At 70.9% G+C, this 18,363-nt stretch carries 12 protein-coding genes and 1 other RNA gene; 11 read left to right on the forward strand and 2 right to left on the reverse strand.

The genetic code is table 11. The features are described 5' to 3' along the window. Positions 1 to 46: 46 nt before the first annotated feature. Positions 47 to 143: signal recognition particle sRNA small type (ffs, locus tag IFR11_RS09645), an RNA gene on the forward strand. Positions 144 to 173: 30 nt separating this feature from the next. Here the strand turns inward: ffs and IFR11_RS09650 are convergent. Then, positions 174 to 851, reverse strand: coding sequence for an NUDIX domain-containing protein (locus IFR11_RS09650; protein ID WP_191915998.1), 678 nt, complete (start codon positions 849 to 851; stop codon positions 174 to 176). Positions 852 to 892: 41 nt separating this feature from the next. Between IFR11_RS09650 and IFR11_RS09655 the strand changes: the two genes are divergently transcribed. The 7 genes from IFR11_RS09655 to recR all read left to right on the forward strand — a co-directional run bounded on the left by IFR11_RS09655 (position 893) and on the right by recR (position 12,613). Then, positions 893 to 1,666, forward strand: coding sequence for a DeoR/GlpR family DNA-binding transcription regulator (locus IFR11_RS09655; protein WP_342030281.1), 774 nt, complete (start codon positions 893 to 895; stop codon positions 1,664 to 1,666). Between the two features lie 73 nt (positions 1,667 to 1,739). Further along, the gene (gene pta, locus IFR11_RS09660; protein ID WP_191915999.1) at positions 1,740 to 3,884 is read left to right on the forward strand and encodes a phosphate acetyltransferase; all 2,145 of its coding nucleotides are present in this window, start codon (positions 1,740 to 1,742) and stop codon (positions 3,882 to 3,884) included. Beyond that, complete coding sequence (locus IFR11_RS09665; RefSeq protein ID WP_191916000.1) at positions 3,881 to 5,131, forward strand: acetate/propionate family kinase; 1,251 nt, start codon at positions 3,881 to 3,883, stop codon at positions 5,129 to 5,131. The genes pta and IFR11_RS09665 overlap by 4 nt, the downstream gene beginning before the upstream one ends. A gap of 77 nt (positions 5,132 to 5,208) precedes the next feature. After that, a complete protein-coding gene (locus tag IFR11_RS09670; protein WP_055838494.1) occupies positions 5,209 to 5,943 on the forward strand; it encodes an HAD family hydrolase in 735 nt (244 codons plus the stop codon). Positions 5,944 to 6,062: 119 nt separating this feature from the next. Further along, positions 6,063 to 8,600: a glycoside hydrolase family 65 protein gene (locus IFR11_RS09675; RefSeq protein WP_191916001.1), complete on the forward strand. Its 2,538-nt coding sequence runs from the start codon at positions 6,063 to 6,065 to the stop codon at positions 8,598 to 8,600. 348 nt (positions 8,601 to 8,948) lie between these two features. Continuing rightward, positions 8,949 to 12,020, forward strand: a complete 3,072-nt coding sequence (locus IFR11_RS09680) for a DNA polymerase III subunit gamma and tau (RefSeq protein WP_342030282.1) — start codon at positions 8,949 to 8,951, stop codon at positions 12,018 to 12,020. After that, a complete protein-coding gene (gene recR, locus IFR11_RS09685) occupies positions 12,020 to 12,613 on the forward strand; it encodes a recombination mediator RecR (protein WP_055838486.1) in 594 nt (197 codons plus the stop codon). The genes IFR11_RS09680 and recR overlap by 1 nt, the downstream gene beginning before the upstream one ends. A gap of 34 nt (positions 12,614 to 12,647) precedes the next feature. Here the strand turns inward: recR and IFR11_RS09690 are convergent, their stop codons facing one another. Beyond that, positions 12,648 to 14,045: a threonine/serine ThrE exporter family protein gene (locus IFR11_RS09690; RefSeq protein WP_055838483.1), complete on the reverse strand. Its 1,398-nt coding sequence runs from the start codon at positions 14,043 to 14,045 to the stop codon at positions 12,648 to 12,650. A gap of 174 nt (positions 14,046 to 14,219) precedes the next feature. Here IFR11_RS09690 and IFR11_RS09695 point away from each other — a divergent pair, with 174 nt between their 5' ends. From IFR11_RS09695 to IFR11_RS09705, 3 genes are all read left to right on the forward strand, one after another. Continuing rightward, a complete protein-coding gene (locus IFR11_RS09695; RefSeq protein WP_055838480.1) occupies positions 14,220 to 15,506 on the forward strand; it encodes an aspartate kinase in 1,287 nt (428 codons plus the stop codon). Between the two features lie 207 nt (positions 15,507 to 15,713). Next, positions 15,714 to 16,784, forward strand: coding sequence for an aspartate-semialdehyde dehydrogenase (locus tag IFR11_RS09700; RefSeq protein ID WP_191916002.1), 1,071 nt, complete (start codon positions 15,714 to 15,716; stop codon positions 16,782 to 16,784). Positions 16,785 to 16,884: 100 nt separating this feature from the next. Beyond that, positions 16,885 to 18,357 (forward strand): malate:quinone oxidoreductase, encoded by a 1,473-nt coding sequence (locus tag IFR11_RS09705; protein ID WP_055838473.1) that lies wholly within the window; start codon positions 16,885 to 16,887, stop codon positions 18,355 to 18,357. The last annotated feature ends 6 nt before the right edge of the window (positions 18,358 to 18,363 follow it).

An 18,363-nucleotide genomic window follows, 5' to 3' on the forward strand; every position in this document is an offset into this window, starting at 1 on the left:
ACGGTGGGGGTGACCACGAGCGCCCGTTCCCGTCGGGTAAGCTGTACACGGCTCTCCGCGTGGCGGTATCCCGGCCAACTCCCCCAGGACGGAAACGTAGCAAGGGTAACCAGGCTCTACCGGGTGCGCGGAGGGTCTTTTCTTTTGCCCCGACGCCCGTGCGGCGCCTCGTCTCAGGCCCGCGCGAAGGGTCCGTCGAGCACCGCCCACTGCAGCAGCAGGATGGTCTTCGCATCCTGGATCGCGCCGCCGCGGATCATCGACAGGGCGTGATCGATGTCGTACTCGAGGATCTCGATCTCTTCGCCCTCCTCGATCAGACCCCCGTGTGCGCCGACTCCGCTCGCGCCGTCGTAGGGGGCGGCGAAAAAGTGCAGGCGCTCGGTGACGGAGCCGGGGCTCATGTAGACGTCGAACACGTCCTGCACCTCGGCGACCCGCACCCCGGTCTCTTCCTCGGCCTCGCGGCGGATCGCGGTGACGGGGTCGTCGTCGTCGAGGAGCCCCGCCGCGGTCTCGATCAGCATCCCGTCGGGGTGGTCGTTGACGTACACGGGGTAGCGGAACTGCCGGGTGAGCAGCACCGTGCGCCGTGACGGGTCGAACAACAGGATCGTCGCCCCGTTTCCGCGGTCGTAGGTCTCGCGCGTCTGGGTGGACCACTCGCCGCGATCGTCGCGGTAGCGGAAGGTCGTCGCGCGCAGCACGTGCCACCCGGCGGCGAGGAGCTCCACGTCGGTGACCTGCACGCGGGGGTTGCGGTCGAGGTCGAGTCCGGTGAGGTGCAGGCCCGTGCGGCCGCGGTGGTCGGGGACGGTGGTGCCGGGGTGTGCGGGGGAGAGGTCAGCCATGATTCGGAACGATAATGCAGAAACGTGAAAGAATGCGAAGCGTGTTGCTCCCCGCCGCTCGCAGAGACGCCCTGCTCGACCGCCTGCGCCGAGACGGGCGCCTCGTCGTGAAAGACGTCGCGCTCGACCTCGGCCTCTCCGAGGACAGCATCCGTCGCGACCTCCGAGAATTGGATGCCGCGGGCCTCGCCGTGCGCGTCTACGGCGGTGCACTGCCGGCCTCGCCGGCGGTCGCCGACTACGACACCCGTGCCCGTGTCGCCCGAGACAGCAAGACGCGCGTGGCCGAGGCCGCGGTGGCCCTGATCGAACCCGGCGCCACCGTGCTGCTCGACGGCGGCACGACGACGCTCGCGCTCGTCGACGCGCTGCCCCGCACGTTCGCTGGCACGCTCATCACGCACTCGCCCACGGTCGCGGCGGCGCTGCTGCACCACGACGCCGAGGTCGTCATGCTCGGCGGGCGCCTCTTCAAACATTCCGCCGTGGCGTGCGGGGCTGCGGCCGCGGAGTCCGCCCGGGGGATCAGCGCCGACGTGTTCTTCCTCGGCGTCACGGGCGTCCACCCGTCGGCGGGATTCACCACCGGCGACGCCGACGAGGCGGCGATGAAACGCGTGCTCGCCGAGCGGGCCGCCGAGACGTTCGTGCTCGCGAGCGAAGAGAAGCTCGGCGCGGCCTCGCGATTCGGCATCCTCCCCCTCGACGCGGTGGCGGGAGTGGTCGCCGATCTCGATGGCGACGCGGTCCTCGCCGACGAGCTGACCCGGGCGGGCGCGCGGCTGATCGGCACGGGGGCGCGCCGCGAGACCTGAGCGGGCGAATCCCGATCACTCGACGCCGAAGCAACCCCGGTGCGATGTCCCCGGGCCGCAATAGGCTGGCTGCGTGACGCAGAGCATCTACATCACGTCCGCCGAGGGGCACTCGGGCAAATCCTCCGTCGCGCTCGGAGTGCTCGACGCACTCAGCCGCGTCACCCCGCGCGCGGGGGTGTTCCGGCCCATCGCGCGATCCACCGCCGAGCGCGACTACGTGCTCGAGATGCTGCTCGACCACGACAGCGTCGACCTGGCGTACGACGACTGCGTCGGCGTCACCTACGACGACGTGCGCGACGACGCCGACGCCGCGCTCGCCCGCATCGTCGAGCGCTACAAGGCCGTCGAGGCCCAGTGCGACGCCGTCGTCATCATCGGCAGCGACTACACCGACGTCGGCAGCCCCGCCGAGCTCGCCTACAACGCGCGCATCGCCGCCAACCTCGGCGCACCGGTGCTGCTGGTGCTCGGCGGTCGCGCGCAGCAGGGCCACAGCGAGACCCTGGGCCTGTCGGTCGCGCGCACCCCTCAAGAGGTCGGGCAGATCGCCTCGCTGGCGATCTCCGAGCTGCAGCACGAGCGCGCCGCGCTGTTCGCCATCATCGCGAACCGCGCCGACGCCGACCGGCTCGACGAGGTCGTGGCATCCGTCCGCCAGGTCGTCGACGCAGCGCACGTGGCAGACACCGCCGAGCGGCGCCGCGTGCCGGTCTGGGCCCTGCCCGAAGACCGCTTCCTCATCGCCCCGTCGGTGCGGGGCGTGCTGCGCTCGGTCGAGGGCGAGCTGATCAAGGGCGATCCGGCCCTGCTCACCCGCGAGGTGCTGGGCGTCGTCGTCGCCGGCATGTCGATGGTCAACGTGCTGCCCCGGCTGAAAGAGTCCGCGGTCGTGGTGATCCCGGCCGACCGCTCCGAGGTGCTGCTCGCCGCCCTGCTCGCCAACGCGTCGGGCACCTTCCCCTCCCTGGCCGGCATCGTGCTCAACGGCGGGTTCGAACTGCCCGACGCGATCGTTCGTCTCATCGACGGTCTCGGCTCGCCGCTGCCGATCATCGCCACCGACCTGGGCACGTACGACACCGCCGTGCGCATCATGAACACCCGCGGGCGCCTGGCCGCCGACTCGCAGCACCGGTACGACACGGCCCTCGCGCTGTTCGAGCGTCACGTCGACACCGAGCTGCTCACGAGCGAGCTCGGCGTCGCGCGCCCGAGCGTCGTCACCCCGCTCATGTTCGAGTACGGCCTGGTCGACCGCGCGCGCACCGACCGCCGCCGCATCGTGCTGCCCGAGGGCACCGACGATCGCGTGCTCCGCGCCGCCGCCACCGTGCTCGCGCGCGGCATCGCCGATCTCACCATCCTCGGTGAACCCATCGAGGTGCGCGGGCGGGCCATCGAGCTCGGCATCGACATCCGCGACGCCGAGGTGCTCAGCCCCTTCGACGCGGTGCACGTCGAGAAATTCGCCACCGAGTACGCACGGCTCCGCGCGCACAAGGGCGTCACCCACGCGCAGGCCGCCGACACCGTCACCGACGTGTCGTACTTCGGCACGCTGATGGTGCACCTGGGCCTGGCCGACGGCATGGTCTCGGGTGCCGCGCACACGACCGCTCACACGATCCGCCCCGCGTTCGAGATCATCAAGACCGCCCCCGGCGTCTCGGTCGTCTCGAGCGTGTTCCTCATGGCGCTCGCCGACCGCGTGCTCGTCTACGGCGACTGCGCCGTCATCCCCGATCCCACCAGCGAGCAGCTCGCCGACATCGCCGTGTCGTCGGCCGCGACCGCCGAGCAGTTCGGCATCGAGCCGCGCGTGGCGATGCTGTCGTACTCGACCGGTGAGTCGGGCACCGGCGCCGACGTCGAGAAGGTGCGCACCGCCACGGCCCTCGTGCGCGAGCGAGCCCCCGAGCTTCTCGTCGAGGGCCCGATCCAGTACGACGCCGCCGCCGACGCCGCGGTCGCCCAGGCCAAGATGCCCGGATCCGAGGTCGCGGGCCGCGCGACCGTGTTCGTCTTCCCCGATCTGAACACCGGCAACAACACCTACAAGGCCGTGCAGCGCTCGGCCGGAGCCGTCGCGATCGGCCCCGTGCTGCAGGGGCTCAACAAGCCCATCAACGACCTGTCGCGCGGCGCCCTCGTCGACGACATCGTCAACACGATCGCCATCACCGCGATCCAGGCCCAGGGGAGCCCCGCGTGAGTGTCGTACTGGTCGTCAACAGCGGTTCGTCGTCGTTCAAGTACCAGTTGCTCGACATGGAGCACGAGCAGGTGCTCGCCTCGGGACTGGTGGAGCGCATCGGCGAGCCCTCGACGGGGCCGGGGACCGGCGGAGTCGCCCAGCACACCGTGAAGGCGGCGGCCCTGGCCGCCGGCGACGGCCCCGCACCCGCGGTGACCGACGCCACCTTCACCATCGAGCGCGAGATCCCCGACCACACGGCGGGCTTCGCCGTCATGCTCGAGGCGTTCGCCGCGCACGGACCCTCGCTCACGCAGCGCCCGCCCGTCGCCGTCGGCCACCGGGTGGTGCACGGAGGCGCGCGCTTCTTCGAGCCGACGGTGATCACGCCCCTCGTCGAGATCAACATCGACGAGCTCTCGGTGCTCGCCCCGCTGCACAACCCCGCCAACCTCGCGGGCATCGTGGCGGCCAAGAAGGCCTTCCCCGACGTGCCGCACGTCGCCGTCTTCGACACCGCGTTCCACCAGTCGCTGGCGCCCGAGGCGTACACCTACGCCATCGACCGCGAGGTCGCCGAGGCCCACCGCATCCGCCGCTACGGGTTCCACGGCACGAGCCACAAGTTCGTCAGCGAGTCGGCGGCGGCCTTCCTCGGCCGCCCGCTCGGCGAGCTCAAGCAGATCGTCTTCCACCTCGGCAACGGTGCGTCGGCCGCCGCGATCGAAGGCGGTCGCTCGGTCGACACCTCGATGGGCCTGACCCCCCTCGAGGGGCTCGTGATGGGCACGCGGTCGGGCGACCTCGATCCCGCGGTGCTGTTCCAGCTCGCGCGCCGAGCCGACATGTCGATCGCCGACCTCGACACCCTGCTCAACAAGCAGTCGGGGCTCAAGGGGCTCGCCGGGGTCAGCGACATGCGCGACATCGGCGAGCGACGCGATGCCGGCGACCCGGCCGCCCAGCTGGCCTTCGACGTCTACATCCACCGGCTCCGCGCGTACGCCGGTGCCTACCTGGCGCAGCTCGACGGCGTCGACGTCATCTCGTTCACCGCCGGGGTGGGCGAGAACTCCTTCCGCGTGCGCGAAGAGGCGATGGCCACCCTGGGCTTCGCCGGCGTCGAGATCGACCCCGAGCGCAACGCGCGGCGCGAGCGCGGCATCCGTCGAATCTCCTCCGACGCCTCGCGCGTCGAGGTGCTCGTGGTTCCCACCGACGAAGAGCTCGAGATCGCCCGCCAGACCCTGTCGGTCACCTCCTGAGTCACCCCTCGCCGCTACGCTGATCACCGCGGCGCCAGGGGCGGCCGTTCGCCCTCTTCGCCGATTCGGAGCCCGCCATGACCGACACCTCCACGTTGCCCGATCTCACCGCCTACGACGCGGTGCTGTTCGACCTCGACGGAGTGCTCACGCCCACGGCCGAAGTGCACATGCGCGCGTGGAAAGAGATGTTCGACGAGCTGTTCGCCGTGTGGAAGATCGAGCCGGCGTACACCGATCGCGACTACTTCGAGTACGTCGACGGCAAGAAGCGCTACGACGGCGTCGCCAGTCTGCTGCGCAGCCGTGACGTCGAGGTGCCGTGGGGCGATCCGTCGGACGACCCGTCCGAAGACACCGTGTGCGGCGTCGGCAACCGCAAGAACGCCGTGTTCTCACGCATCCTCCGCGCGGAGGGCATTGCTCCCTACCCCGGCTCGGTCGCGCTGCTCGACGTGCTCGAGACCGCGGGCATCCCCGTTGCCGTCGTGTCGAGTTCGAAGAACGCGGTCGAGGTGCTCGAGGCCGCGGGCCTGCGCGAGAGGTTCCCCGTCGTCATGGACGGCATGGTCGCCGAGCGCGACCACCTGGCGTCCAAGCCGGCCCCCGACGTGTTCGCCGAGGCCGCGCGCATGCTCGGCGTCGACCCGGCCCGGTCGGTCGCCGTCGAAGACGCGCTCAGCGGCGTGCGCTCCGCCGTCGCGGCCGGATACACCGTCGTCGTGGGCGTCGATCGCGGCGTCGGAGCCGAGGACCTCGCCGCAGCAGGCGCCACGGTGGTCGTCGACGACCTCGCCGCGTTCGTAGACTGAGCCGTCGCCACCCGCGACGCCCCCACCGTCGTCCCCACGACGAACCCGAGCTCCACCCGCGCGAACGGCATGCCGTCCTCTCGCGGAGACCCGAACCCGCCACCGGAAGGCATGCCCCGATGATCGATCGCGATCGCTTCCCCATCGACGAATGGCGCCTCGTCGAAACCGAGTTCTCGCTCGACGACGTCGGCGTCACCGAGACCCTCTTCGCCCTCGGCAACGGCTACCTGGGCCTGCGCGGCAACTCCATCGAGGGTCGCTTCGCCCTCGAGCAGGGCACCTTCATCAACGGCTTCCACGAGACGTTCCCCATCCGTCACGCGGAGCAGGCCTACGGCTTCGCCGAGGTCGGTCAGACGATCATCAACGCGCCGGATGCCAAGGTCATGCGCGTCTACGTCGACGACGAGCCGCTCTCGCTCGACGTCGCCGACGTGCGCGAGTACGAGCGCGTGCTCGACATGCGCCAGGGGATCCTGCGTCGAACCCTGCTCTGGGTTACCCCCTCGGGCAAGCACGTGCGCATCGAAGACGACCGCTTCGTGTCGTTCGACGAGAAGCACCTCGCGGTGCTGCGTCTCACGGTGACCGTGCTCGACGCCGACGCGCCCGTCACCATCAGCAGTCAACTGCTGAACCGTCAGGACGGCGAGGGCATCTACGGCGGCTCGCCGATGGCATCGAAGCAGTCCGGTTTCGACCCGCGCAAGACCGAGAAGCTCAGCGACCGTGTGCTGCAGCCGCGCGAGTACTGGCAGGACGGCAACCGTTCCGCGCTCAGCTACGAGGTCACCGAGTCGAACATGACGCTGGCCGTCATCGCCGACCACCTGGTCGACACCGAGAACGACTACACCGCGCGCCAGCTCATCGAGCCCGACATCGCCAAGAACGTCTTCCGGGTGCACGCGCGCGCGGGGGTGCCCACCACGATCACCAAGCTGGTGAGCTACCACTCCTCGCGCGGCGTCCCCACGGGGGAGCTGCTCGACCGGTGCCGCCGCACCCTCGACCGCGCGGTCGAGACCGGCATCGACAAGCTCATCGAGAAGCAGATCGCCTGGTACGCCGACTTCTGGGAGCGCTCGGACGTGCGGATCGGCGGTCACGGCGACCTGCAGCAGGCCACCCGCTGGTGCCTGTTCCAGCTCGCCCAGGCGGCGGCGCGCGCCGACGGCCAGGGGGTCCCCGCCAAGGGCGTGACCGGGTCGGGCTACAGCGGCCACTACTTCTGGGACACCGAGGTCTACGTGCTGCCATTCCTGGCGTACACGTCACCGCAGTGGGCTCGCAACGCCCTGCGCATGCGGTACCTGATGCTTCCGGCTGCGCGCAAGCGCGCGCACCAGCTGAACGAGGCCGGGGCGCTGTTCCCGTGGCGCACGATCAACGGCGAGGAGGCCTCGGCGTACTACGCCGCGGGCACCGCGCAGTACCACATCAACGCCGACGTCGCCTTCGCGCTGGCGAAGTACGTGCGCGCGACGGGTGACGAGGAGTTCCTCGCCCGCGAGGGCGTGGACATCGCCGTCGACACGGCGCGGCTGTGGTCGACGCTGGGCTTCTGGCGCTCCAGCGACTCCGCCGAAGACGGTGAGCAGGACTCGTTCCACATCCACGGCGTGACGGGTCCCGACGAGTACACCACCGTCGTCAACGACAACCTCTTCACCAACGTCATGGCCCGCTTCAACCTGCGCTTCGCCGCGCGGACGGTGCGCGACCTCGCCGACAACAACCCCGACGCGTACGCCCACATGGCCGACCGCATGAACCTCGACCCCTCCGAGCCCGAGCGGTGGGAGCGCGCCGCCGAGGCGATGCACATCCCCTTCAGCCCGGCCCTCGGCATCCATCCGCAAGATGCCGTGTTCCTCGAGCGCGAGATCTGGGACCTCGAGAACACCCCGCCCGACCAGCGCCCCCTGCTGCTGCACTTCCACCCGCTGGTCATCTACCGCTACCAGGTGCTCAAGCAGGCCGATGTGGTGCTGGCGCTGTTCCTGCAGGGCAACCACTTCACGGATGCCGAGAAGCTCGCCGACTTCGAGTACTACGACCCGCTGACCACCGGTGACTCCACGCTGTCGGCGGTCGTGCAGTCGATCCTCGCCGCCGAGGTGGGGTACCAGGACCTGGCGCTGGAGTACTTCCGTCAGGCCGCGTTCGTCGACCTCGGCGACCTGCACCACAACGCCTCGGACGGTGTGCACGTGGCGTCGGCCGGTGGCGTGTGGACGGCGCTCGTCAGCGGCTTCGGCGGCATGCGCGACCACTTCGGACTGCTGACGTTCGACCCGCGCCTGCCCGCCGACTGGCCCGAGCTGTCGTACGTGCTGCACTGGCACGGCACTCGACTCAACGTCACCGTCACCGCCGATGCGCTCACGTTGCGCGCCGGGCACGAGGGCGACCCCGTCACCTTCGCCGTTCGCGGCGTCGACTACACCGTCGCGCCCGGCGCCACCGTGCGGGTGACCCTGCACGGACAGGGCCCGGTGCGCCCGGGACGCCCCTCGATCCGTCAGCTCGAGGGTTCGGTGCGCGAGGACGGCACGCTGCTGTCGGCCTCGGTGCCGATCGTCACGGCGACGATCCCGGTCCTGAACGACGACGACGCCCCCATCGCGGTCGGCCTCGACGGAGGTTTCTGACCCGCGCGCACGCGGCGGCTCCCTATGCGGGGGTCGCCGCGTGCGGCGTTTCCGGCGTGCCGGGTCTCCGGCCGTGAGGGGCGGGTGGTCGGGCCGCGAGGTGCGGGTGGCCGCGGATGAGCGGGAGCATGCCCGCGCCCGTGCGGGGCGCAGGGTCGGGGACCGGGGGAGGACCCGGGTGCCCGTGGCATCCTCCGCTCGTCCCTCGTCCTCCCCTCGCCCCGCGTCGCTGCTCCTTCGCGCCCCGCGCGGTCGCTGTGCCTGCGCTCGCGGCGCGCTGTCGAGGTTTCGAACCCGGACGGACGAGGCCGCGGAGGCGATGTCGGAGGTACGCCGTAGGCTGTTCGGGTGACGACAGCCCTGTACCGCCGATACCGCCCGCAGGCGTTCGGCGAGATGATCGGGCAGTCCCAGGTGACCGACCCGCTCATGACCGCCCTGCGCAGCGACCGGGTCGGCCACGCCTACCTGTTCTCGGGTCCGCGCGGGTGCGGAAAGACCACCTCGGCCCGCATTCTCGCCCGCTGCCTCAACTGCGCGGCCGGTCCCACCGACACCCCGTGCGGCGTCTGCGACAGCTGCGTCGAGCTCGGTCGCGGCGGGGGCGGATCCCTCGACGTCGTCGAGATCGACGCGGCCAGCCACAACGGTGTCGACGACGCGCGCGACCTGCGCGAACGCGCCATCTTCGCGCCGGCCCGCGATCGCTTCAAGATCTTCATCCTCGACGAGGCCCACATGGTCACGCAGCAGGGCTTCAACGCTCTACTCAAGCTCGTCGAAGAACCCCCCGCGCACGTGAAGTTCATCTTCGCCACCACCGAGCCCGAGAAGGTCCTCGGCACCATCCGCTCGCGCACGCACCACTACCCGTTCCGGCTCGTTCCGCCGGCGGCCATGCTCGAGTACGTCCAAGAACTCTGTGAGACCGAGGGCGTCGCCGTCGAGGCCGGAGTCCTGCCTCTCGTCGTCCGAGCCGGCGGGGGATCCCCGCGTGACACGCTCTCGCTGCTCGATCAGCTCATCGCGGGGTCCGACCCCTCGACGGGGTCCGAGACCGCGCAGGCCGGACAAGTGCTCGTGCGGTACGAACGCGCCGTCGCCCTGCTGGGGTACACCCACTCGGAGCTGCTCGACGAGGTCGTCGACGCGTTCGCCGCGAACGACGGCGCCGGCGCCTTCGCCTCCATCGACCGCGTCGTGCAGACCGGCCAAGACCCCCGGCGCTTCGTCGACGATCTGCTCGAGCGCCTTCGCGATCTGATCATCGTCGCCGCCACCGGGGCCGGAGCCGCGGCCGTCCTGCGCGGCGTCCCCGATGACGAGCTCGAGCGCATGTCGCGTCAGGCCACCGCTTTCGGTACCGCGCGTCTGTCGCGCACGGCCGACCTCGTCGTCGCCGCCCTCGACGAGATGACGGGGGCCACGTCACCGCGTCTGCAGCTCGAGCTGTTGGTCGCGCGCGTGCTCACCCACGCCGGGGTGTCGCAGGGGACGTCTCCCGCCACCGCGCACGACGTCGAAGCCTCGCGCACCTCCGCACCGGCGACGGGGCGTCCCGCCTCGCCGGCGGGCGAGATCGCCGCGCCGGCTGCTTCCCAGTCGCCTGCCGCCCCGTCATCTGGCGCCGCGTCGCCTGCCGCTCCGCGCGTCGCGTCGCCGGGTGCGGCGTCGCCCCGCGTTGCTTCTCCGGGCGCATCCGCGCCGGGGGTCGCGAACCCCGGCAACGCCTCGTCGGGCGCCGTCGCAGCTCCCACGCGCGTCACCGCGCCGGTGGCCGCACCGGGCATCGCGTCACCCGGCATCGCCTCGCCGAACGTCGCGTCGCCGGGCATCGCGTCGCCGGGCATCGCCTCACCCAGCGTCGCGTCGTCGGGAGTCGCATCGCCGACGGTCGCCGCGCCCGGATCCGCGGCACCCGCCGTCGCGTCGCCGGGGGCCGCACAGCCGCCGCGTTCCACCCCGACCCCGGCGCCCGCGTCGAACACGTCCGACGATGACGCGCCGCCGCCGTTCACCGACGACGATGCTCCTCCGCCCTACGGCGACGACGACGGTGCGCCGGTCGACACCGGGTCGTTCCGGTCCGGTGCTCGTTCGGGAGCAGGTCGCCCGACGGCTTCGGCTTCGAGCACGGCCCCCGCGGCCGAAACCGAGGAGCCGGTGACGTCCCGTCCGACGGCGGCCGCCAGCTCGCCGCCCGCGGCGGCGTCCGACACCATGTCACCTTCGTCCGCCGGGTCGCGCCCCGCGCCGGCCGAAGAGGCGCACCCGTTCGACACGGCGCCGACTGCCGCCGATGACGCGTCCGACGTCGACGCGTTCCCGGCCGCCCCCACCGACACCGGTTCGGCCGACGCGGCGGATGCTCCCGCGGTGGATGCTCTCGCGGCGGATGCTCCCGCGGCGGAACCTCGCGCGGCGGGTGCTCCCGCGGCGGGTGCTCCCGCGGCGGGTGCTCCCGCGACGGAAGCCCCCACGGCGGATGCTCCCGCGACCGAAGCCCCCACGGCGGAAGCTCCCGCACAGACGGCACCAGCGACGGACGCCCTCACGGCGGACGCCCCCGACGCTTCGGCGGCCCCCGAGGCATCGCCGCTCGAACCGTCGGCCCCCACCCTGCCGGCCACGCCCGTCGGGCCGATCGAGCTGGGCCACGTGCGTGACGCGTGGCCCGAAGTGCTCGGCCAGCTCGAGGTGGCGAGCCGCTCGTCGTGGCTGGTGGTCTCGACGTCGACCGTCGCCGCCTTCGACGACGATGTGCTCACGCTGTCGTTCCGCACGGCGAGCGACCTGGGCGCCTTCAAGACGCGAACCCCCGAGGGAGGCCCGAGCGAAGACCTCCGCCAGGCCATCCAGGCCGTGCTGGGCGTGCGGGTGAAGTACCTCGCCCGTCTCGAGGGCGACGCGCCCGGAGCCGGTGGTACGGGTCCGGGACGCCCCGGAGGACCCTCCCGTGGCCCTGCGAGCCCTCCGCCCCCGTCGGCGAGCCCGTCGGGCGCGCGGTCGTCGGCGCCGTACGCGTCATCGGTCACCGAGTGGGCCGTCGCTCCCATCCCCACGTCCGGTGGTGCCGCTCCCGAGGCGCGGCGTGCGCCGATCGCCCCGACCACGGCTCTCGCCGTCGACGACGAACCGGCCGACGCGGCGGGCTCGGCTGAGGCGGTCGTCGTTCGCGAGGGTGCCGTCCTTCCCCCGCGCGATGTCGTGGCCTCCGTTCCGGCCCCCGACGAGGTCGACGACGACGACGTCATCCCGCCCGCCGACGAGGTCGAGGCGCCGCTGCCGCCCGTCGTCGTGCCGCGCATGGCACCGCTCGGTGGTGGCGTCCAGCGCTACGGCGAGGCGGTCGTCCGCCAGATGCTCAGCGCCACCTACGTGCGCGACGAGCCCTACGAGCCCCCGACGAGGTTCAACTGATGTACGACGGAATCGTTCAAGACCTGATCGACGAGTTCGGACGCCTGCCCGGCATCGGGCCCAAGTCGGCCCAGCGCATCGCGTTCCACATCCTGCAGTCGCCCTCGTTCGACGTGTCGCGACTGTCGACGCTGCTCGGTGAAATCCGTGACAAGGTCAAGTTCTGCGAGATCTGCGGCAACGTCTCCGAACAGGACCGCTGCTCGATCTGTCGCGACCCGCGGCGCAACCCGGCGCTGATCTGCGTCGTCGAAGACGCCAAGGACGTCTCCGCGATCGAGCGCACCCGTGAGTTCCGTGGTTTGTACCATGTGCTCGGGGGCGCGATCAGCCCGATCGCCGGCATCGGTCCCGACGACCTGCGCGTCACGCAGCTCATGCAGCGTCTCGCCGACGGAACGGTGCAAGAGGTCATCCTCGCCACCAACCCCAACCTCGAGGGCGAGGCCACCGCCACGTACCTCAGTCGGCTGCTCCACACCCTCGAAATCCGCGTCACGCGTCTCGCATCCGGCCTGCCCGTCGGTGGCGACCTCGAGTACGCCGACGAGGTCACCCTCGGTCGCGCCTTCGAGGGCCGCCGCACGCTCTGACTGCCGCCGCCCGACCCGCGCGACGCGGCGGCGCCTACCGCCGCGTCCGCGAACGCGCCCGCACGACGCTCGACAACGTCGCCCGCAACGGCTGCCCCAGATAAATGCCCAGCGAGGCGCCCACGGCCAGGGCGATACCGATCGTGGCCGCCCCGGCCAGAGTGGTGACGCCCGTCATGAGCACGGCCGGGTCGTCGCCCGACTCCACGATGCCGAGCAGTCCGCGAAACACCGCGGCACCGGGAACGAGCGGCAGGATCGCCGCCGTCGTGATCGCCACCGAGGGCACGTGCAGGCGATAGGCGACCACGATCCCGATGAAGCTTCCGATAAAAGCGCCCAGCCCGCTGGCCGCCGCCACCTCGAACCCGAGGGTCGAGGCGCCCACGTACCCGGCCCAGGCCACCAGGCTGAGAGCTGCGCTGACGACGATGATGCGCGCGCCGGCGCCGTTGAAGACGGCCACGGCGATGGCGATGACCGCGGCGCCGATGAACTGCACGGTGACGGGGCCCAGCGGCAGGGCGTTCGACGGCGGCGACATCCCGAGTCCGATCACCCGCACGGTCTCGAGGCCCGCGAGGATGCCGAGCACCACGCCGAGCGTCTGCGTGGTGAGTTCGAGGATGCGCCCGGTCGCGGTCAGCGCGAATCCGTCGATGGCATCCTGGGCCGCGCCGACCACGGTGAGTCCCGCGAGCATGAGCACGATCCCGGATGCCACGATCACCGACGGGCGGATCGCCGCGGCGGCGTCGAGCCCGGTGTACTGCAGCAGCGGTGAGAGCGCCGCGACGACGGTGAGCACGAAACCCCCGGCGATCTGCGCGAAGAAGTAGGGAACGCGGGCGCGGGCCATCAGATGCTGGGTCGTGGCCGCCAGCGCGGCCGCGATGAACGACAGCACGAGGGCGAGCCAGTTCGCCCCGAACATGATGGCGACGCCGGCCGCGAGCGACGCCTGCGAGGCGATGACGATCGCGGGGCGGTACCGGAACGGCAGACGCCGGATGGCGCGGCACCGGCTGATGGCATCGTCGAGCGCCAGCCCGCCCGTGATCTCGGTGATGAGCGCCTGGAGGCGCTGGAGCTTGGCGTGGTCGGGCACCGATCCGCGCACCACGCGCAGCAGCGTCGTCGGGCGGCTCGCCCCCGGCCGACTGTGCGCGATCGTGATCGAGTTGTAGGTGACGTCGACGTGCACCGGGTCGAGTCCGTACGCGCCGCAGACCCGCACGATCGTCAGCGTCACCTCGCTGGCGGGCGCCCCGACGACGAGCATGGTCTCGCCGATGCGGATCGCGAGGTCGAGGATGCGCGTCGACAGCGCCTCGTCGATGACGGGCAGCAGCTGCGTGTCGGGGCTCGCCTCGTCGTCGGTGTGCACGAGACGGCGAAGCGACGACAGCAGTCGACGCGAGGTGGGGGACAACCGCGGGCCTCCAGGAACACGAACCGGGCGGGAGGGCTCGATCCTATCCGCGCGGGGCTGGGTGCACGCATGACGGGGGCGGCATGCGGCCGCCCCTAGGATGGGTCCTCGGGCGCGGCATCCGAGCGCCCCGTCGTGGCATCCCGACGCCCGACCCATCCGGGAGTTCCTCTTATGGCGCTGATCGTCCAGAAGTACGGCGGTTCCTCCGTCGCCGATGCCGAGAGCATCAAGCGGGTCGCGAAACGCATCGTCGACACGCGTCGCGCCGGTCACGAGGTCGTCGTCGCCGTCAGCGCCATGGGCGACACGACCGACGAACTGCTCGATCTGGCGAACCAGGTCGCGCCGATCCCCGCCCCCCGCGAGCTCGACATGCTGCTCTCCAGTGGTGAGCGCATCTCGATGGCGCTGCTGGCGATGGCGATCCACTCGATGGGCTTCGAAGCGCGCTCCTTCACCGGCAGCCAGGCGGGCATGATCACGGATGCCACGCACGGCGCCGCCCGCATCGTCGACGTCACCCCCGTGCGCTTGCGCGAAGCCCTCGACGAGGGGGCGATCGTCATCGTCGCCGGTTTCCAGGGCTTCAACCGCGACACCCGCGACATCACCACCCTCGGCCGTGGTGGCTCCGACACGACCGCCGTCGCGCTCGCCGCCGCCCTGAAGGCCGACGTGTGCGAGATCTACAGCGACGTCGACGGCATCTTCACCGCCGACCCGCGCGTCGTGCCGCTGGCCCGCAAGCTCGACCGCGTGGGCAGCGAAGAGATGCTCGAGCTCGCCGCCAACGGCGCGAAGGTGCTCTACATCCGCGCCGTCGAGTACGCCCGCCGTCACGGCGTGCTGATCCACGCGAGGTCCACGTTCAGCGCGGGCGAGGGCACCTGGGTGCTCGACGCCTCCAAGAAGTCCCCGCTCGTCCCCGAGGGAGCCACCATGGAAGAGCCCATCGTCGCCGGCGTCGCCACCGACCTCAGCCAGGCCAAGATCACCGTGATCGGTGTTCCCGACGTCCCCGGCAAGGCCGCCGACATCTTCAAGATCGTCGCGAAGTCCGGCGCCAACGTCGACATGATCGTGCAGAACGTGTCGGCCGCCGCGACCGCTCGCACCGACATCTCGTTCACGCTTCCCAAGACCGACGCCGCGACCGCCCTGCGCGCCCTCGCCGGCGAGCAGTCCGAGGTCGGGTTCGAGAGCCTGGTGCACGACGACCAGATCGGCAAGCTCTCGGTCGTGGGTGCCGGCATGCGCACCCACTCGGGCGTCTCGGCGACCCTGTTCGAGGCGCTCAGCCTCGCGGGCGTGAACATCGAGATGATCTCGACCTCCGAGATCCGCATCTCGGTGGTCGTGCGCGGCGTCGATCTCGCCGAGGCCGCGCGCCTCGTGCACACCGCCTACGGCTTGGACGGCGAGGCCGAGGCCACCATCCACGCCGGCACCGGTCGCTGACACTCCCGTCCGCGCGTCGCGGGTGCGAAACTCCTGAGTTCCGCGGCGCCGCTCGCGCGCATCCGCGCAATACCGCCATCCACCGGCGCATCCAGGTCGACTTCTCCGGAGTTCGGCCCCCGGCAGACGACCTGTCCCGGCCCGCGCGCTAGCCTGACCCGAACGCCGCGTTCGCGGCATCCACTCCCGAACACCCGAGGACCTCGCATGACCCGCATCTCCGATTCCGGAATCTCCCTCGCCGTCGTCGGCGCCACCGGCCAGGTCGGCACCGTCATGCTCGAGATCCTCGCCGAGCGTGCGTTCCCGATCCGCGAGCTCCGTCTGTTCGCGACGGCCCGCTCCGCCGGCTCGTCCATCGAGTTCGCCGGTCACTCCGTCATCGTCGAAGACGTCGCCACGGCCGACCCCGCCGGTGTCGAGGTCGCGCTCTTCTCTGCCGGTGCCACCGGCAGCCGCGCGCACGCCCCGCGTTTCGCCGAGGCTGGCGCCCTGGTCATCGACAACTCCAGCGCCTGGCGCATGGATGCCGAGGTGCCCCTCGTCGTGAGCGAGGTCAACCCCCACGCCATCGACCAGGCCGTCAAGGGCATCGTCGCCAACCCGAACTGCACGACGATGGCCGCGATGCCCGTGCTGAAGGTGCTCGACACCGAGGCCGGCCTCGAGCGTCTCATCGTCAGCACCTACCAGGCCGTCAGCGGCTCCGGTCTCGCCGGAGCGCAGGAGCTGCTCGGTCAGGTCGAGGGCGTGCTCGCCCAGGGCGGCGTCGAGCGCCTCGTCCGCGACGGTTCGGCTCTCGACTTCCCGGCGCCCGAGAAGTACGTCGCGCCCATCGCCTTCGACGTCATCCCCTTCGCCGGCAACCTCGTCGACGACGGCCAGAACGAGACCGACGAAGAGAAGAAGCTCCGCAACGAGAGCCGCAAGATCCTCGAGCTCCCCGACCTCCGCGTCGCCGGCACGTGCGTGCGCGTGCCCGTGTTCACCGGCCACTCGCTCAGCATCAACGTCGAATTCGCCCGCGACATCACCCCGGAGCGTGCGCGCGAGCTGCTCGCCGAGGCCCCCGGCGTGCGCCTCGAAGAGGTCCCCACGCCGCTGCAGGCCGCCGGCACCGACCCCAGCTACGTCGGCCGCATCCGCGCCGACCAGTCCGCCCCCGAGGGCAAGGGACTCGTTCTGTTCATCAGCAACGACAACCTGCGCAAGGGCGCGGCGCTGAACGCGGTGCAGATCGCCGAGATCGTCGCGCAGAAGCTCTCCGCCACGGTCTGAGCCTCGGCATCCGGATGCCGTTACCCGGGGTTGTCTCGACATCGAACCGACCGATCTCTCGATGTCGAGACACCTCTCGGCGCGCACCTAGAATCGTCGGGTGACTGAAAACGTCGATGTTCTCCTCATCGGTGGCGGCATCATGTCCGCCACTCTCGGCACGCTGCTGAAAGACCTCCAGCCCGATCTGAAGATCGCTGTGCTGGAGCGCTTGAGCGACGTCGCGCAGGAGAGCTCCAACGCCTGGAACAACGCGGGCACCGGACACGCGGCGCTCTGCGAGCTGAACTACATGCCCGAGGGCAAGGACGGCTCGATGGATCCGGCCAAGGCCGTCGCCATCAACGAGCAGTTCCAGCAGAGCCGCCAGCTGTGGGCCTCGCTGGTGGCCGAAGGCGTGCTCGATGAGCCGTCGACGTTCATCAACGCCACCCCGCACATGACGTTCGTCCGCGGCGAGAAAGACGTCGCGTTCCTGCGCAAGCGCTACGAGGTGCTCAAGCTGCAGCCCCTGTTCGCGGGCATCGAGTACAGCGAGGACTCCCGCGTCATCAACCAGTGGGCTCCGTTGCTCATGCAGAAGCGTCGCAAGGGCGAGCCCTTCGCCGCCACGCGCGTCCCCGCCGGAACCGACGTCGACTTCGGCTCGCTCACGCGCCAGTTGTTCACGAACCTGCGCGAGAAGGGCGTCGACGTCGCCACGAACCACGACGTCAAGAAGCTCAAGAAGCAGAAGGACGGGTCGTGGCAGGTCTCGTACCGCCACGTCATCGGCGGTACGCCCGGATCGATCAATGCGAAGTTCGTCTTCGTGGGGGCCGGTGGCTGGGCGCTCAAGCTGTTGCAGCGTTCGGGCATCCCCGAGATCAAGGGCTACGGCGTCTTCCCGATCGGCGGACAGTGGCTGAAGACCTCCGACCCCGGCATCGTCGCCCAGCACCAGGCCAAGGTCTACTCGCAGGCGTCGGTAGGCGCGCCGCCCATGTCGGTGCCCCACCTCGACACCCGCGTCGTCGACGGAGAATCGGCTCTGCTGTTCGGCCCGTTCGCGACCTTCAGCCCCAAGTTCCTCAAGAACGGCTCGATGCTCGACATCGTCACGCAGGTGCGTCCGCACAACCTGCTGCCGATGCTCAAGGTGGCCGTCGACAACCCCGGTCTCATCAAGTACCTCGTGAGCGAGCTGGTGAAAACGCACGCGAAGAAGGTCGACAGCCTCCGCGAGTTCATGCCCACCGCGAAGGACGAGGACTGGGAGCTCCTCGACGCCGGTCAGCGCGCCCAGGTCATGAAGCGCGACAAGGACAAGGGCGGCGTGCTGCAGTTCGGCACCGAGGTCATCACCGCCGAAGACCGCTCGATCGCGGGACTGCTCGGCGCCTCGCCGGGAGCCTCGACCGCCGTGTCGATCATGCTGGGACTCATCAAGACGTGCTTCCCCGAGCGCATGGCCGAGTGGGAGCCGCGTCTGCGCACGCTGATCCCCAGCTACGGCGAGACGCTCAACACGCGTCCCGAGGCCGCCCGCACAGAGCTGGATGCCACGGCCCAGGCGCTCAAGATCAACGCCTGAGGTCGT

The sequence above is a fragment of the Microbacterium sp. CFBP 8801 genome, assembly GCF_014839455.1.
Lineage (GTDB): Bacteria > Actinomycetota > Actinomycetes > Actinomycetales > Microbacteriaceae > Microbacterium.

Bases quoted from the DNA above. Each gene is read 5' to 3' on its own strand.
- IFR11_RS09650 (WP_191915998.1), bottom strand. From the start codon at position 851: ATGGCTGACCTCTCCCCCGCACACCCCGGCACCACCGTCCCCGACCAC.
- IFR11_RS09700 (WP_191916002.1), top strand. From the start codon at position 15,714: ATGACCCGCATCTCCGATTCCGGAATCTCCCTCGCCGTCGTCGGCGCC.
- IFR11_RS09670 (WP_055838494.1), top strand. From the start codon at position 5,209: ATGACCGACACCTCCACGTTGCCCGATCTCACCGCCTACGACGCGGTG.
- IFR11_RS09675 (WP_191916001.1), top strand. From the start codon at position 6,063: ATGATCGATCGCGATCGCTTCCCCATCGACGAATGGCGCCTCGTCGAA.
- IFR11_RS09695 (WP_055838480.1), top strand. From the start codon at position 14,220: ATGGCGCTGATCGTCCAGAAGTACGGCGGTTCCTCCGTCGCCGATGCC.
- recR (WP_055838486.1), top strand. From the start codon at position 12,020: ATGTACGACGGAATCGTTCAAGACCTGATCGACGAGTTCGGACGCCTG.